Source organism: Bradyrhizobium sp. HKCCYLRH3099, assembly GCF_051167855.1.
GTDB lineage: Bacteria > Pseudomonadota > Alphaproteobacteria > Rhizobiales > Xanthobacteraceae > Bradyrhizobium.
In genome coordinates this window covers 447682-464157 of the sequence record NZ_JBNPTW010000001.1, presented here as the reverse complement: position 1 = coordinate 464157, position 16476 = coordinate 447682, and the positions used below count along the sequence as shown (strand labels likewise).

At 66.6% G+C, this 16476-nt stretch carries 14 protein-coding genes; 10 read left to right on the top strand and 4 right to left on the bottom strand.

The window, feature by feature from the left end; all coding sequences use genetic code 11:
* Positions 1-99: 99 nt before the first annotated feature.
* Together ACQR1Y_RS02205 and ACQR1Y_RS02200 are read right to left on the bottom strand one after the other, a co-directional pair.
* Positions 100-423 carry a hypothetical protein gene (locus ACQR1Y_RS02205; protein WP_434875573.1) on the bottom strand — a complete coding sequence of 108 codons (324 nt, stop codon included), beginning with the start codon at positions 421-423 and terminating at the stop codon, positions 100-102.
* 80 nt (positions 424-503) lie between these two features.
* On the bottom strand, positions 504-1460 hold the full coding sequence (locus tag ACQR1Y_RS02200; protein ID WP_434875574.1) for a LysR family transcriptional regulator: 957 nt from the start codon (positions 1458-1460) through the stop codon (positions 504-506).
* Between the two features lie 108 nt (positions 1461-1568).
* On the opposite strand from ACQR1Y_RS02200, the gene ACQR1Y_RS02195 reads away from it, so the two are divergent.
* The 10 genes from ACQR1Y_RS02195 to ACQR1Y_RS02150 all read left to right on the top strand — a co-directional run bounded on the left by ACQR1Y_RS02195 (position 1569) and on the right by ACQR1Y_RS02150 (position 14065).
* On the top strand, positions 1569-2450 hold the full coding sequence (locus tag ACQR1Y_RS02195) for an NAD(P)-dependent oxidoreductase (RefSeq protein WP_434875575.1): 882 nt from the start codon (positions 1569-1571) through the stop codon (positions 2448-2450).
* Positions 2451-2458: 8 nt separating this feature from the next.
* Positions 2459-3988, top strand: coding sequence for an aldehyde dehydrogenase family protein (locus ACQR1Y_RS02190; RefSeq protein WP_434875576.1), 1530 nt, complete (start codon positions 2459-2461; stop codon positions 3986-3988).
* A gap of 74 nt (positions 3989-4062) precedes the next feature.
* Entirely contained in the window at positions 4063-5019 is a 957-nt protein-coding gene (locus ACQR1Y_RS02185) for an N-carbamoyl-D-amino-acid hydrolase (RefSeq protein WP_434875577.1), read from the top strand.
* A 298-nt stretch (positions 5020-5317) separates the two neighbouring features.
* Complete coding sequence (locus ACQR1Y_RS02180) at positions 5318-6922, top strand: ABC transporter substrate-binding protein (protein ID WP_434875578.1); 1605 nt, start codon at positions 5318-5320, stop codon at positions 6920-6922.
* 14 nt (positions 6923-6936) lie between these two features.
* Positions 6937-7878, top strand: a complete 942-nt coding sequence (locus ACQR1Y_RS02175; RefSeq protein ID WP_434875579.1) for an ABC transporter permease — start codon at positions 6937-6939, stop codon at positions 7876-7878.
* The gene (locus ACQR1Y_RS02170; protein WP_434875580.1) at positions 7875-8792 is read left to right on the top strand and encodes an ABC transporter permease; all 918 of its coding nucleotides are present in this window, start codon (positions 7875-7877) and stop codon (positions 8790-8792) included. Before ACQR1Y_RS02175 ends, ACQR1Y_RS02170 begins: the two co-directional genes overlap by 4 nt.
* A gap of 260 nt (positions 8793-9052) precedes the next feature.
* Complete coding sequence (locus tag ACQR1Y_RS02165) at positions 9053-10042, top strand: ABC transporter ATP-binding protein (protein ID WP_434875581.1); 990 nt, start codon at positions 9053-9055, stop codon at positions 10040-10042.
* Positions 10039-11013, top strand: a complete 975-nt coding sequence (locus ACQR1Y_RS02160) for an ABC transporter ATP-binding protein (protein WP_434875582.1) — start codon at positions 10039-10041, stop codon at positions 11011-11013. The genes ACQR1Y_RS02165 and ACQR1Y_RS02160 overlap by 4 nt, the downstream gene beginning before the upstream one ends.
* Before the next feature lie 703 nt (positions 11014-11716).
* On the top strand, positions 11717-12088 hold the full coding sequence (locus tag ACQR1Y_RS02155; protein WP_434875583.1) for a tRNA-binding protein: 372 nt from the start codon (positions 11717-11719) through the stop codon (positions 12086-12088).
* A 15-nt stretch (positions 12089-12103) separates the two neighbouring features.
* Positions 12104-14065 (top strand): alpha amylase C-terminal domain-containing protein, encoded by a 1962-nt coding sequence (locus ACQR1Y_RS02150; protein WP_434875584.1) that lies wholly within the window; start codon positions 12104-12106, stop codon positions 14063-14065.
* A 395-nt stretch (positions 14066-14460) separates the two neighbouring features.
* On the opposite strand, the gene ACQR1Y_RS02145 is transcribed toward ACQR1Y_RS02150, so the two are convergent.
* Positions 14461-15390: a sugar kinase gene (locus tag ACQR1Y_RS02145; RefSeq protein WP_434875585.1), complete on the bottom strand. Its 930-nt coding sequence runs from the start codon at positions 15388-15390 to the stop codon at positions 14461-14463.
* Positions 15377-16414, bottom strand: a complete 1038-nt coding sequence (locus ACQR1Y_RS02140) for an SPFH domain-containing protein (protein ID WP_434875586.1) — start codon at positions 16412-16414, stop codon at positions 15377-15379. Before ACQR1Y_RS02140 ends, ACQR1Y_RS02145 begins: the two co-directional genes overlap by 14 nt.
* Positions 16415-16476 lie beyond the last annotated feature (62 nt).

The following is a 16476-nucleotide window of genomic DNA, read 5'->3' as shown; positions in this document are numbered from 1 at the left end:
TTGGTCGCAATGTCTTTGAACGAGGGTCGGATTCCCTTCACCAGCTCTAGTTGTCCCAAGACATGAAATACACCGTCGGTCCGGCCGCGTTGCAGGCCCCTAATCGCAATGGATTCGATTGCCGATCCGCCGGCAGGTCCTGCCATCGCTGAAATAGGTCGTGTTGCCGATCGTTTGCGATGACGAGCCGTCACTGGAGGTGGTGCGGTTGCCGAGCTGCTGTGAGCTCGTGCCGTCGCTATTGTAGGTGAAGCGGCCGACCTGCTGCGACGTCGAGCCGTCATTCCAATAGGTGGTGTTGCCGATCCGCTGGCCGGAGGTGCCGTCGTCGCAAAAGACGTGGTGGCCGATGAGCTGGCAGGTCTCGGCCTGCGCGGCGGTTGCCGCCGCGAGGCTCACTGCGATCGCGATGAGTCTGCGCATGATGGTCTCGTGATGCTGCCGCATCCAACCGCAAGCGGAAGCCTTGCGCAACGCCAGATCCCTCGCGGAGGTCCCCAAGGTCAGCGGGCGCTCGCCTGTGCCTTGGGGCCACGTTGCGCCGCGGCCGCCCGGAACGCCCGCATCTGGCCGCTGAGGAAGCGCAGCAGGTGGCTTGCGGCTGGCGGCAGTTCGCGGCCGCGTCGTGTGATCACGCAGGCCTCGCTCGATGACAGCAGGCGATTCTCGATCGTGATGGCAGCGAGCGAGCCGTCGGCGAGATCGGCGGCGATGGAGAAGGCCGGGAGGAGCGTCAGGCCGAGGCCGCTCTTGACGAAATGGCGGAGCACGTTGATCGAGCTCGTCGTCAGCTTCGGCGCGAGCGCGATGTGCTCGGCGGCCTCCGCCATCGCCAGGATCTGTCGCGTGCCGTAGCTCGGATGCATCAGCCCGAGCGGATGGTCGGCGAGCTCGCGCAGCCTCAACGGGCGGCCGAGCCGCGCCAGCGCATGATCCGGCGGCACGATCGCGCAGAGCGGCTGGCGGCTCGCGGTGGCGACGCGGATGCGTGGATCGGCCGACGGGTTGAACACCAGGCCGATGTGACAGCGGTCCTCGGCCACGGCGTTGACGACCTCATTGGTGCCGGCGAGATCGAACGACATCGTCAGGTCCGGATGGCGCTGCCAGAAGCGGCCGAGCGGGCCGGACATGAGGTCGCTGACGAAGCCTTCGCCGAGCACGATGTCGACATGGCCGCGCTTGAGCCCCTGCAGCTCGCGCAGCTTGGCCACGGTGTCGGCCTGGTCGGCCTGCCATTGCCGGAAGCGCTCGGCCAGCAGCGCGCCGGCCGCGGTGGCGCGGATGCCGCGGCTGAGGCGCTCGACCAGCGTGAGCCCGAGCTCCTTTTCCAGTAGCGCGATCTGCCGGCTGATCACGGAGGCGTTGATGTCGAGGGCCTCGGCCGCCGCGCGGACCGAGCCGAGCCGGATCGCCTCGTGGAGATAATGGAGCCGGTGGTGGTCGAGCAGGGCGGACATGGGCTTCGGACTAGTGTTGACCAGAGGTCAACACTAGCGCGGGGCCTCGCTGATGTCTGCCCTGAAATCAGGCGGCTAGATTTTCTGGGCAGGATCTCAGGAGGCATCGTGACCGCCGTCGGCATCATCGGACTTGGCAACATGGGGCGCGGCATGGCGCTGACGCTGAAGGGCGCGGGCTTTGCCGTCACCGGCTATGACGCATCCGAGGCAACCCGCGCGGCGCTGGCCGCCGCGGGCCTTGCCGTCGCGGAGAGCATTGGCGCGGTGGTCGCCGCCGCCGACACCATCATCCTGTCGCTGCCGACGGCCGAGATCGTTGCGCGCGTGGTGGAAGGCGCCGACGGCATCCTCGCGCATGCGCGCCCCGGCGTCGTCATCGTCGACACCTCCACCTCGCATCCCGAAACCTCGCGCCGGCTCGCTGCTCTGCTCGCGGCGCGCGGCATGGGCTTCGTCGATGCGCCGGTCAGCGGCGGGCCGAAGGGCGCGGCGACGGGCACCATGACCATGGTGATCGGTGCCGACGACGATGATCTCGCGCGCGTGCTGCCGGTGCTGGAGAAGATGAGCGCCAAGCGCGTGCATGTCGGCGGCGTCGGCGCCGGCAACGTCGCCAAGATCGTCAACAATCTGCTCTGCGCCGCGCATCTGCTCACCGCCGCCGAAGCGCTGCGCATTGCCGATGCCGCGGGCGTCGATGCCGTGAGGCTGCTCGACGGCCTCAATGCCGGCTCCGGCCGCTCCGGCGTCACCCAGGTCAACGTGCCCAACTGGATCCTCAACGGCGCCTTCGATTCCGGCTTCACGATGCAGCTGATGCGCAAGGATGTGAGACTCGCGGCGCAATTCATCGGCGAACTCGGGCTCGCGCTGCCGATGGCGGCCGACACCGCGCGCATCTGGGCGGAGAGTGCAGGCAGCATCGCCGATCCCGAAGATTTCAACCGTATCGTCGAGCTGCAGCTCGGCCCGATCTCGAAGACATGAGTGCCGCCATGACACACTTCATCGACCCGCGTCTGCGCGAGGCCGTCAGGCTGTTCTGGCCCGAGTTCGCGAGCATCGGCTCGCATGTCGGCGGCCAGCGCGTCATCGGCGATGGCGCGACCGTCTCGGTGAACGATCCCGCGACCGGGCAATTGCTGTTCAGCTATGCGGATGCGGGTGCCGACGTCGCGGCGCGTGCTGCAAAGGCGGCCGTCGCGGGGCAGGCGGAATGGGCGCGCGTGACGGCCGCGGGCCGCGGCCGCGTGATGCAGGCGGTCGCGCGCGCGATCCTGGCTTCAGCCGAACAGCTGGCCCAATTGGAATCGCTCTCCGCTGGCAAGCCGATCCGCGACACGAGAGGCGAAGTCGCCAAGGTCGCGGAGATGTTCGAGTACTACGCCGGCTGGGCGGACAAATTCCACGGCGACGTCATTCCGGTGCCGACGAGCCATCTCAACTACACGCGCCGCGAGCCGATGGGCGTGGTGCTGCAGATTACGCCGTGGAACGCGCCGGTCTTCACCGCCGGCTGGCAGATCGCGCCGGCGATCAGCATGGGCAATGCCGTGATCCTCAAGCCGTCCGAGCTGACGCCGCTGACCTCGCTAGCCCTCGCGGTGATCGCGGAATCCGCGGGCCTGCCTAAGGGCGTCGTCAACGTGCTCGCGGGCTTCGGCCACACCACGGGGCAGGCGGCGCTCGCGCAGCCCGCGGTGAAGAAGGTCGTGTTCGTCGGCTCGGTGCCGACGGGGCGGCTGATCGGCGAGGCCGCGGCGCGGCGGCTCGTTCCCTCCGTGCTCGAGCTCGGCGGCAAGTCCGCCAACATCGTATTCGCTGATGCCGATCTCGAACGCGCAGCGATCGGCGCGCAGGCCGCGATCTTTGGCGGTGCGGGACAGAGCTGCGTCGCGGGCTCGCGGCTGCTGGTGCAGAGCGCGGTGTATGACCGATTCGTCGATCTCGTGGCGCAGGGCGCGGCCAAGATCAGATGCGGTGATCCGCTGTCGGCGGACACCGAGATCGGCCCGATCAACAACGCCAAGCAATATGATCATGTGTTGTCGCTGATCCGCGAGGGCGCGGCGGAGGGCGCAGAGATCATCACCGGCAGCCACGGTGAGAACGCCTCGGCTGGCTACTACGTCAAGCCGACCGTGCTCAAGAACGTCACCAACACCATGGGCATCGCGCGCAAGGAAGTGTTCGGCCCCGTCGTCGCCGCGATCCGCTTCGAGACCGAGGAGGAGGCAATCGCGATCGCCAATGACAGCGAGTTCGGTCTTGCCGGCGCGGTGTGGACCCGTGACGTCGCGCGCGCGCATCGCGTCGCAGCAAGCGTGAAGGCCGGCACGTTCTGGATCAACTCCTACAAGACGATCAACGTCGCCTCGCCCTTCGGTGGTTTCAACAACAGCGGTCACGGCCGCTCCTCCGGCGTCGAGGCGCTCTACGAATACACCCAGGTGAAGAGCGTGTGGGTCGAGACCGCCGCCGAGCCGGCGATCGCCTTCGGCTACGCACCCGGCTTGCGCGATTGAAGGCGCATGGCATGATGAGTGCAGGAGCAGCGCACCCCGCGAACTCAATAGTTCCGGAATAAGGAACAGGAAACATGCCGCGCTTCGTCAACGTCGCCATCGGCCAGCTCGGCCCCATCGCCAAGAGCGAGCCGCGCAGCGCGGTCGTCGCGCGGCTCAGCGCCTTGATGCGGCAGGCGCACGCCAATGGCTGCGATCTCATCGTCTATCCCGAGCTCGCGCTCACGACCTTCTTCCCGCGCTGGTACATGGCCGATCAGGCCGAGATCGATACGTATTTCGAGCGCGAGATGCCGGGGCCGGAGACGCAGCCGCTGTTCGCGCTTGCGAAGGAGCTGCGCGTCGGCTTTTGCCTGGGTTATGCCGAGCTCGCGAGCGAGGACGGCGTCATTCACCGCTACAACACCGCCATTCTCGTCGACAAGGAAGGCCGCATCGTCTCGAAATACCGCAAGGTGCATCTGCCGGGGCATGCCGAGCACGAGCCGTGGCGCGAGTTCCAGCATCTGGAAAAGCGTTACTTCGAGCCGGGCAAGAATTTCGGCGTGACCGATGCATTCGGCGGCGTCATCGGCATGGCGATCTGCAACGACCGCCGCTGGCCCGAGACCTATCGCGTGATGGGCCTGCAGGGCGTCGAGATGGTGCTGATCGGCTACAACACGCCGGTGCACAATCCGCCCGCGCCGGAGCACAACGATCTCTCGCTGTTCCACAACCGCCTCGTGATGCAGTCCGGTGCCTATCAGAACGGCACCTGGGTGATCGGAGTGGCGAAGGGCGGCATCGAGGAGGGCGTCGACCACATCGCCGGCAGCTGCATCATCGCGCCGTCGGGTGAGATCGTCGCGGCCTGCGCCACCAAGGGCGACGAGATCGCGCTGGCGCGCTGCGACCTCGATCTGTGCAAGTCCTACAAGCAGACGATCTTCAATTTCGACGTCCATCGCCAGCCCGGGGCGTACGGCATGATCGTCGAGCGCAAGGGCGAGCGGCTGATGGCCGATGGATCGCCGGTGCGCAAGCAGTGATGCGAGCCTCATCTCTCTCAACACGTCATTCCGGGGCATCGCGTAGCGATGAGCCCGGAATCCATAACCACAGCCGGACGTGCGAGGGCGAGATGTCACTCCTTGCGTGCCCAACACGGCATCCCTTGGCTATGGATTCCGGGCTCGCGCTGCGCGCGCCCCGGAATGACGGGTGGAGAGAGACGGGCTTGCGCTCCATGCCTCATTTGCGTTCAAATGAATGCACTCCACGCTCATGGCATGGGCCTTGCTTACAAATTCGGCAATTGATCTCAGGCACGTTGCATCAGGAGAGAACATGGATCGCAGAACGGTATTGAAGGGATTGGCGGGCGCGGGTGGTCTGGCGCTGACGGGCGGCTTCGCGGCGCCGGCGATTGCCCAAGGCGCTTCGGCGCGCACCCTGCGTTTTGTGCCGCAAGCCAATCTCGCCAATTTCGATCCGATCTGGGGCACGCAATATGTCGTGCGCAACGCGGCGGCGATGGTGTGGGACACGCTGTACGGCATCGACGACAAGTTCGTGCCGCAGCGCCAGATGGTGGAGTCCGAAGAGGTTTCCTCCGACGGCCTGACCTGGACCTTCAAGCTGCGTTCGGGCCTGAAATTCCATGACGGCGAGCCGGTGCTCGCCAAGGACGTCGTCGCCAGCCTGACGCGCTGGTCGGCGCGCGATCCGATGGGCCTGATGCTCAAGGCGATCCAGAACGAGCTCACCGCGGTCGACGACAAGACCTTCAAATGGGTGCTGAAGCAGCCTTATCCGAAGATGCTGTTCGCGCTCGGCAAGGGCAATGCGCCCTGCGCCTTCATCATGCCCGAGCGCATCGCGCAGACCGACCCGTTCAAGCAGATGTCCGAATATGTCGGCTCCGGCCCGTTCAAATTCGCCAAGGGCGAATGGGTGCCGGGCGCCAAGGCCGTGTTCGAGAGGTTCGCCGACTATGTGCCGCGCCAGGAAAAGCCGGTGTGGCTCGCCGGCGGCAAGCAGGTGCTGGTCGATCGCGTCGAGTGGGTGATCATGCCGGACCCCGCGACGGCCGCCGCCGCGCTGCAGAACGGCGAGGTCGACTGGTGGGAGAACCCGATCACCGATCTCGTGCCGGTCTTGAAGGGCAACAAGAACATCGGCGTCGACATCGGCGATCCCCTCGGCAATGTCGGCGCGTTCCGCATCAACCATCTGCATGCGCCGTTCAACAATCCGAAGGCACGCCAGGCGATCCTGATGGCGATGAGCCAGGAGGACTACATGCGCGCGCTGGTCGGCGACGACAACGCGCTGTGGAAGCCGCTGCCGGGCTTCTTCACCCCGGGCACGCCGCTCTACACCGAGGAAGGCGGCGACATCCTCAAGGGCAAGCGCGATTTCACCGCTGCCAAGAAGCTGCTCGAGGAAGCCGGCTACAAGGGCGAGCCGATCACCTGCGTGGTGGCGCAGGACCAGCCGATCACCAAGGCGTTCGGTGACGTCACCGCCGATCTGCTCAAGAAGCTCGGCATGAACGTCGACTTCGTCGCCACCGATTGGGGCACGGTCGGCGCCCGCCGCGCGCAGAAGACGCCGCCGTCGCAGGGCGGCTGGCACATGTTCCACACCTGGCATGCCGGCGCCGACTGTATCAACCCGGCGGCCTACAATGCGCTGCGCGCCAATGGCGACAAGGCGTGGTTCGGCTGGCCGAGCAGCGAGAAGGTGGAGACGGAGATCACCAACTGGTTCAACGCCAAGTCGCTCGACGAGGAGAAGGCGGTTGCCGGGCGCATCAACAAGGCGGCGATCGACGACGTGGTGTTCGCGCCGACCGGCTTCTTCCTCGGCTACACCGCCTGGCGCAAGAACGTGTCCGGCGTGACCAAGGGGCCGATCCCGCTGTTCTGGGGCGTGTCGAAGACCGCGTGAGGCACTGACCAAACATGCTCGCTTATGCGCTTCGACGCGTGCTGTCGACCCTGCCGGTGATGGCGATCGTCGCGCTGTTCGTCTTCAGCCTGCTGTACATCGCGCCGGGCGATCCGGCCGTTGTCATCGCCGGCGACCAGGCGAGCCCGGCGGACGTCGAGCGCATCCGCGCCAATCTCGGACTGGACCAGCCCTTCCTGGTCCAGTTCGGCAGCTGGGTGTGGCGTCTGCTGCACTTTGATCTCGGCACATCGATCTTCACCAATCTTCCGGTGTCGGCGATGATCGCCCAGCGCATCGAGCCGACCCTGTCGCTGATGATGGTGACCTTGTTCCTCACCATCCTCATCGCGGTGCCGCTCGGCGTGATCGCGGCGTGGAAGGCCGGCACGTGGATCGATCGCGTGATCATGGCCTTCGCCGTGTTCGGCTTCTCGGTGCCGGTGTTCGTCGTCGGCTACATCCTCGCTTATGTGTTCGCGCTGAAGTTCGACCTCTTGCCGGTGCAGGGCTACACGCCGCTGTCGCAAGGCTTCTGGCCGTGGCTGCAGAACCTGATCCTGCCGGCGGTGGCGCTCGGCTGCGTCTATATCGCGCTGATCGCGCGCATCACCCGCGCCGCGATGCTCGAGGTGCTGCAGCAGGACTACATCCGCACCGCGCGCGCCAAGGGCCTCGGGCAGGGCGGCATCCTGTTCATCCATGCGCTGAAGAACGCGGCGGTGCCGATCGTCACCGTGGTCGGCATCGGCATCGCGCTGCTGATCGGCGGCGCCGTGGTCACCGAGAGCGTGTTCGCCATTCCCGGCCTCGGCCGCCTCACCATCGATGCCATCCTGCGCCGTGACTATCCCGTCATCCAGGGCATCGTGCTGCTGTTCAGCTTCGTCTATGTGCTCGTCAATCTCCTGATCGACATCACCTACACCCTGGTCGACCCGAGGATCCGCTATTGACCGCCACGACCACAACCTCTCCGCCGCCGGGCCTCATCGTCGCGCCTCGCCTGCCGGACCTGATGGCGGCGCCAAAGATCCGGCGCGGCGCCATCGGCTTTCTGCGCAACCATCCGACGGTCGCGATCGGCGGCGCGTTGCTGCTGGTGCTCGTCATCATCGGCGTATTCGCGCCGTTCCTGTTCACCGTCGATCCCACCGCGATCGCGCCGGCCAAGCGCACGCGGCTGCCGTCGGCGGATTTCTGGTTCGGCACCGACGCGCTGGGACGCGACATCTATTCGCGCGTGCTCTACGGCACCCGCGTCTCGCTGACGGTCGGCTTGTCGGTCGCGCTCGCCGCGTCGCTGATCGGGCTCGCGATCGGCCTCGTCGCCGGCTTCCTGCGCTGGGCCGATGGCGTGCTGATGCGCTGCATGGACGGGTTGATGTCGATCCCGCCGATCCTGCTCGCCGTCGCGCTGATGGCGCTGACGCGCGGCAGCGTCGGCAACGTCATCCTCGCCATCACCATCGCCGAGATCCCGCGCGTCGCGCGCCTCATCCGCGGCGTCGTGCTCAGCTTGCGCGAGCAGCCCTATGTCGACGGCGCCGTCGCCTCGGGCACGCGCACGCCGATGGTGATCCTGCGCCACATCCTGCCCAACACCATGGCGCCTATGCTGGTGCAGGCGACCTACATCTGCGCCAGCTCCATGATCACCGAGGCGATCCTGTCCTTCATCGGCGCCGGCACGCCGCCGACCATCCCGTCCTGGGGCAACATCATGGCCGAGGGCCGCGCGCTGTGGCAGGTCAAGCCCTACATCGTGTTCTTCCCGGCGGCGTTCCTGTCGGTGACCGTGCTGGCGGTGAATCTCGTCGGCGACGGATTGCGCGACGCGCTCGATCCGCGCATGGCGAAATCACCATGAGCGGTCTTATGTCAAAACTTGACGGCCGAGTCGGGGCCTCGCCCTTCGAGACGCTCGCCTCCGGCGAGCTCCTCAGGGTGAGGGTTGAGAGTGCTGCACGTGGCGGCGCTGCTTATCGCCGATGTGCCGCTCCTGATGCAAACCCAAACCCTCATGGTGAGGAGCGCCGCGCGCCGCGGCTGGTCGAAGGGTGGCTAATGTTGAGCGCGCGGCGCGTCTCGAACCATGAGGCCCCGATCTCTCGCCAGGAGCACCTATAAATGCCGCTGCTCGAGGTCGAGAATCTCCAGGTCCATTTCCGCACGCCGACCGGCATCAACCGCGCCGTCGACGGCGTGTCGTTCCACGTCAACCCCGGCGAGACGCTGGCCATCGTCGGCGAGTCCGGCTGCGGCAAGTCGGTCACCTCGATGTCGATGATGCGCCTGATCCCGGAGCCGCCGGGCAAGATCGCGGGGTCGATCAAGCTCGAGGGCAGGGACATCCTGACGCTCAGCGATCGCGAGATGCGCGCGCTGCGCGGCAACGACATCTCGATGATCTTCCAGGAGCCGATGACCAGCCTCAACCCCGTGCTGACCGTCGGCCGCCAGATCGGCGAGACGCTGCGGCTGCACCAGGGACTCGACCAGGCGCAGGCCGAGGCGCGCGCCGTCGAGATGCTGACCCTGGTCGGCATCCCCGAGCCCGCGCGCCGCGTGCGCGAATATCCGCACCAGCTGTCGGGCGGCATGCGCCAGCGCGTGATGATCGCGATGGCGCTGGCCTGCAATCCAAAACTCCTGATCGCGGACGAGCCGACCACCGCGCTCGACGTCACCATCCAGGCGCAGATCCTCAAGCTGATGCTGGAGCTGAAGCAGCGCGTCGGTGCCGCGATCATCCTGATCACGCACGATCTCGGCGTCGTCGCCGAGGTCGCCGAGCGCGTGATGGTGATGTATGCTGGACGCAAGGTCGAGGAAGCTCCGGTGAAGGAGCTCTTCCGCTCGCCGCGCCATCCCTATACGCAGGGCCTGCTCGGCGCGCTGCCCAAGCTCGGCTCGTCGCTGTCGGGCGAGACCAAGCGGCTGGCGGAAATTCCCGGCCAGGTGCCGGACCTCAAGCAGCGCATCGAGGGCTGCGTGTTCGCCGGCCGCTGCGCGCTGGCCACGGATCTCTGCCGCCAATACGCGCCGGGCCTGGAGCAGAAAGCTGCGCATCATATCGCCGCCTGTCATTTCGCTGCCAAGGAGCAGGCCGCCGCATGACCATGCCGCTGCTCCAGGTCAACGACCTCAAGAAACATTTCCCGATCTCGGGCGGCCTGTTCGGCCGCACCAAGAGCAAGGTGCACGCCGTCGACGGCGTGTCGTTCGAGATCGCGCGGGGCGAGACCTTGTCGCTGGTCGGCGAATCCGGCTGCGGCAAGTCGACCGTCGGCCGCGCCATCCTGCGCCTGTTCGACATCACCGGCGGCCAGATCGTGCTCGACGGTCTGCGCATCGACGATCTCGGCCCGCACCGGCTGCGCGAGATGCGCCGCCGCGTGCAGGTCGTGTTCCAGGATCCGTTCTCCAGCCTCAATCCGCGCATGCGGATTCGCGACATCCTCGCCGAGCCGATCAACAATTTCGGTCTCGCCAAGGACAAGGCCGAGCTCGACGCGCGCATTGCCGAATTGATGGAGATCGTCCGCCTGCCGCGCGACGCCGTGAATCGCCGCCCGCACGAATTCTCCGGCGGCCAGCGCCAGCGCATCGGCATTGCGCGTGCGCTCGCTGCCAAGCCCGAGCTGATCGTCTGCGACGAGGCGGTGTCCGCGCTCGACGTCTCCGTCAAGGCGCAGATCGTCAATTTGCTGCAGGATTTGCAGCGCGAGTTCGGCCTCGCGCTCTTGTTCATCAGCCACGACCTCGCCATCGTCGAGCACATGACGCACCGCGTCGCCGTGATGTATCTCGGCAAGATCGTCGAGATCGCGCCCCGACGGCAGATCTTTGCGTCGCCCGGCCATCCCTACACGAAGGCGCTGCTGTCAGCCGTGCCCGTCCCGGAGCCCGGCGCCGAGCGCTCGCCCATCATCCTCAAGGGCGACGTCCCGAGCCCGGTCAACCCGCCGAAAGGCTGCCGCTTCCACACGCGTTGCCCGCTGGCGTTCGACCGCTGCCGCAGCGAAGTGCCGGAGCTGCGGCTGAAGGGCGAGGACCAGTGGGTGGCGTGTCATCTGGAGAATGTGTGATCGGGACTGTAGCCCGGATGAGCGCAGCGACATCCGGGTTCACATGACCAGCGCGGTTGACCCCGGATATCGCTACGCTGATCGGGGCTACTCGGTGACACTCTACGTGGTGACCTACGCTCTCACCGCGTGTCATTGCGAGCGTAGCGAAGCAATCCAGAGTCCCGCACACCATCCTGGATTGCTTCGCTGCGCTCGCAATGACGGAGGAAAGACGATGCGTTCGTCTCGACGACCGTGTTGAGGCGACAGGTCATCGCAGACACCGTTATGCAACTCCGATCCTCCGCTCTCACGCCGGCCTCTACCGTCGTCCCGGGCAAGCCCTGGCGACGCGAAGCGGCGGCGGGGCGCTGACCCGGGACCCATACTCCGTGCAGGTGGTTGCTTGCGCAAGCATGGCTGTCTCGTGTCACGACGACGGCCGGTGGTGATGGGTCCCGGCGTTCGCCGGGACGACGGCGGAGGGTGGGGAAGCGGCGGGGCTCTTCTCCAAGCGGGCGCGGGGAGGATGCGGGGCCTCCTGCTGCTCATCGGCCACACCGACCTTCCCAATCGTCCCTGCGCACGCGCCATCCCCAGGCCCGTGCATTGTCACCGCCCGACCCGGCGACTAGAAATTGATTCGGTTGAGGAATCTCAAGTCCACCGCCGCGCCGGAACTCCGTCCGGTGCAGCATGTCCCGCGTTCGAGGAGGCCGCCATGCATCTCGCCCATGATCCGACAGCACCGGCGGCAGCGCAGATCAGCTTCGACCAGTTTCTCGCCGTCGACATCCGAATCGGCACCATCGTGGCCGCCGAGCCGTATCCGGAGGCGCGCAAGCCGTCGCTGAAGCTGACGGTCGATTTCGGCCCCGCCATCGGCACCAAGCGCTCCAGCGCGCAGATCGCCTCGCTCTACGATCCGGCCACGCTCGTCGGCCGCCAGGTCGCGGCCGTGGTCAACTTCCCGCCGCGGCAGATCGGCAAGTTCATGTCGGAGGTGCTGACGCTCGGCTTCCCGGACGAGGCCGGCAACGTCGTGCTGTTCCAGCCGGACAAGACCGTCCCGAACGGCGCGCGGCTGTTCTGAGCGGGAGCCGCTGACATGGATATGCTGCTGGAACCTGTTACGCTGCCGCCATTTCCCGAAGGCTTGAGGATTTCGCTGCGGCAGATGCATCTTCTCCAGGCTCCCATGGGCGGCACGCTCGTGACGGGCGGCGCCACCTTCCGCGTGTTCGCGCCGCATGCCAAGGCGGTCTACGTGTCCGGCCCGTTCAACGACTGGGCGCAGGATGCGAGCTGCCGCCTCGCGCCGATCGGCAATGGCCATTGGGCGATCTTCATCCCCGGCCTGAAGGACGGCGACGCCTACATGTATTTCGTCGAGGGCGAGGGCAATTCGGGCTACAAGCGCGATCCGCACGCGCGGCTGCTCACCGTCGATCCGCCATTCCCGCAGGCGCATTCGGTGCTGCGCAACCCGCAAGCCTTTCCCTGGCATGATACCGACTTCACGCCGCCGCCCAGCAACGAGCTGGTGATCTATCAGCTTCATGTCGGCACCTTCGACATGAAGGCCGGCAATCCCGACGGCTGCTTCTTCGACGTGATCGAGCGCGTGCCGCATCTGAAGAAGCTCGGTATCAACGCCATCGAGCTGCTGCCGGTGCAGGAATTCCCGTCGATGTTCAGCATGGGCTACAACGGCACCGACCTGTTCAGCCCGGAGACTGACTATGGCGAGCACGAGGAGGCGCATCTCGCGGCCTACTTCGCGCGCACCAACGAGATCCTGACGGCCGCGGGTGCTGCGCCTTACGCCGATATCGGCGTCATCAGGCATTGCGACGATCAGCTGCGCGCGCTGATCGACGTCTGCCATGTCCATGGCATCGCCGTGTTGTTCGACGTCGTCTACAATCACGCCGGCGGCGGTTTTGACGAGGCCAGCATCTGGTTCTTCGACCGCCAGCCTTACGGCGATTCCAACCGCAGCCTGTACTTCACCGACCAGGGCTGGGCCGGCGGCCAGGTGTTTGCCTATTGGAACGCCGACGTGCGGCAGTACCTCGTTGACAATGCCATCATGTTCTATCGCGAGTATCACGCCGACGGCCTGCGCTTCGACGAGGTCAGCGTGATGGACCGCTTCGGCGGCTGGGCGACCTGCCAGCAGCTCACCGAGGCGCTGCGCGCCGAGAAACCGGACGCGATCCAGATCGCGGAGTTCTGGCCGGTCAATCCGTGGGTGGTGAAGGACATCGCGCAAGGCGGCGCCGGCTTCGATGCGACCTGGAGCGACGGCCTGCGGCTCGCCGTGCGCGGCGCGATTGCGAGTGCCGCTGGAGGCGCGGGTGCGCAGGTTGCCATGCAGCCGATCGCCGCCGCGATCGCCGATCTCGGCCTGAGCAATCGCTGGCGCGCGGTCAACTCGATCGAGAACCACGACATCGTCTATGCCGGCCGCGAGCCGCGCATCTCGCGTCTCGCCGATCCTATCGACAGCCGCTGCTGGTACGCGCGCAGCCGCTGCCGCGTCGCCACCGGCCTGCTGCTGACCGCGCCGGGCATCCCGATGCTGTTCATGGGCCAGGAGCTGTTCGAGGACCGGCCCTGGAGCGACACGCCGAACCCGGACACCACGATCCAATGGGCGCTGCTCGACGGCGAGGACAAGATCACCGCGGATGCGATGCGCTTCACATCCGAGCTGATCGCCATCCGCCGCACCCATCCGGCGCTGACGAGCGAAGGCTGCGCCATCGTCCACGTCCACGACGCCAACCGCGTCCTCGCCTTTCACCGCTGGGACGGCAAGGGCGACGACGTCATGGTGATCGTCAGCCTGAGCGAAACGCCGTGGCGCGACTACGCCATCGGCTTTCCCGCTGCCGGCACCTGGCACGAGGTGTTCAACAGCGACGTCTACGACAATTGGGTCAATCCCGGCGTCGTCGGCAACAACGGCGCGGTGACCGCCAGCGGCCCGGCGCTGCACGGCCAGCCGAATTCGGCTGACGTGACGATTCCCGCCAATGGCGTGCTGGTGTTTTCGCGGAGCTGATGCGCCGTCCGCGCTCTCTCCGTCATTCCGGGGCGCGTCGCGCAGCGGCGCGAGCCCGGAATCCATAGCCACAGGCTGGCGTGTGACGCGAGATGATCGTTGAGCCAATCTTCGACAAGCAAACGGTCGTGGTTATGGATTCCGGGCTCATCCGCGCTGCCTCAAAATGGCTTCGCCATTTTGCGCGCGAATGCCCCGGAATGACGGCGTGGAGAGAGCGTGCAACCCCCGGCGCAGAGCGATATGCGCGAGGAGACCCGGGCTATTGCCGCCGTCATTGCGAGCGCAGCGAAGCAATCCAGGGTGGTGGGCGGGATTCTGGATTGCTTCGCTGCGCTCGCAATGACGCGGTGAGAGCGGGGCGCGCCATCGGCAGAGCAACCTGCAGAGGCAGACTATACAATCAGCCGCCCCTGGCGTTCCGCAATCCCGATCACTGCCTCGGTCCCCGCATTGAAATCGAGATGATCCGCCTCGATGCCATCCGAGAAGATCACGCCGTTCTCCGGCATCAGCGAGCGCAGCCGCAAGGTCTCGCCGCCATCGAGGCCGCCGCACACCAGCGAGGTCTGGGAGGTCTTGCTCGGGAACGGCTCGCGCACGGCAAAGCGAAGCGCGCGGGCGTCCCAGGGCAGGGCGGTGTAGTCGCGATCGCCGTGGCTGCCATAGCTGCCGGCAATCGCCAGCGCGCCGGTGACGATGCTCTTGAACCAGGCGGTCGAGCCGAGCCCGGTCGCCACGATCAGCCCGCTGGAGGACTGCCGCTCCTGCGCCTGGCGTGTCGCGATTTCGTAGCGCGCCGACACATGCGTACGGGCGCCGATGAAGAGGTCATTCACCGCGTAGAGCACTTGGCCGTCGGCAAGGCTCGCGCGCGCCATGGTTACCGCCTTGGCCGCGCGCTTGTCGGCGGCCACCTCCGGCAAGAGGCTCGCGAGATCATCCGGCGCGAACGGCAGCAGCACGCCGTCATGGCGCTGCGAGTCCGGGTTGAGGCCGAGCAGCGGCTGGCCGTCGAGATATTTCATGGTGTTGGCGACCAGCCCGTCGGGGCCGAGGGCCGCGACGATATCGGCGGGGCCGAAGATGAAGTTCGGCAGGAAGCCGCGGTCGACGATCTGGTAGCGGCCCCAGCGCTCCAGGGTCTGCGTCGCCGTGGCGCGCGCGGCCTGGTAGGCCGCGTGCTCGCGTTCGTAGTCGGAGAAGTCGGCGCCGAGATGCTCGACATAGAAGCGGGCCTGGTCCGCGGTGAGGAACTTTGCGATCAGCTCCTCCAGCCGCGTTCTCCTGGTGACCAGCACCACCTTGCGGTCATTGCCGGACACGGGGGGCCTCCGCGGGTTTCTGCATCAGGCTGTTCAGCAGCTCCGGCGAGACGTTGAGCTGGCCGATCTTCTCGGCCTTTTCGGCCAACCCAGAGAACGCCTGCGCGATCAGCTGGCCCGGCTGCATGCCGGTCGCTGCCAGCGCCTGGATCACGCGGGTGTCGACGCCCTCGAAGATCTTCATCAGCGCCCCAACGCGGTAGGCTTCGGCGTCCGCCAGCGTGCGGGTGTTGGCCGCGTTCAGCGAGACAAAGTCCTTGCGCTTGGCCTCCAGGGCGATGTCGGCGACCATGCCGGCCTCGCGCAGCTCGTTCTTCTTCGCGGACACGCTGGCCTCCGCATCCATCTGCGTCTCGCGGATCGAGCGCTTCTTCTGTTCGACCGCGATCTCGGTGTCGAGCTCGCTCTCGCGGATGGCGCGCTCGCGTTCGACGGCAAAATTGCGCCGCGCGAAGATGGCCTCGTCCGCGGTCTTCAGGATCGCCTCGCGTGCCTCGGCCTCCAGCGCCTTGGCGGTTTCCGGCGTCGGCTTCACCGCGCGCACGGCGACGCCGAGGATTTCAAGACCCAGCGCATCGATGTCGGCCCGTTGCTTCAATCCGGCTGCGATCGCCTCGGCAATACGATCGGAGGCGCGCAGCGCTTCCCGGAGGGTCATGTCCTTGACCGCCTGCTGCGCCAGCACCTCGACCGCGCCGAGCACGCGCTGCGGCAGCTCCTCGGGGTCGTCGGACTCGTAGGTCTTGCCGTCGCGCTTGAGGGTGAAGTTCAGCATCGCCGCCGCCTTCTTCGGCTCGCCGATGCGGTAGGTGACCTGGCCCTGGATCGTCAGCGTCTGAAAGTCGCGGGCGATCTGCTGGAAGATGAAGGCGGCGTCGCGGCTGCCGATCGGGATCGCGACCAGCGAGGTGGCGGGTCCGTAATAGAAGGTGGAGAGCCCGGCGCCTTCCTCCACGATCGCGCCGGCACGGTACTTGAGCAAATAGGTGGTGGGCTGGGCCTTGATGAAACGTAAGCCGAACATGGCGGTCTCCTGACGTTTGGCGACATAAGTGTGTCACGCCAACTAAGTAAGTTGGACAGTAC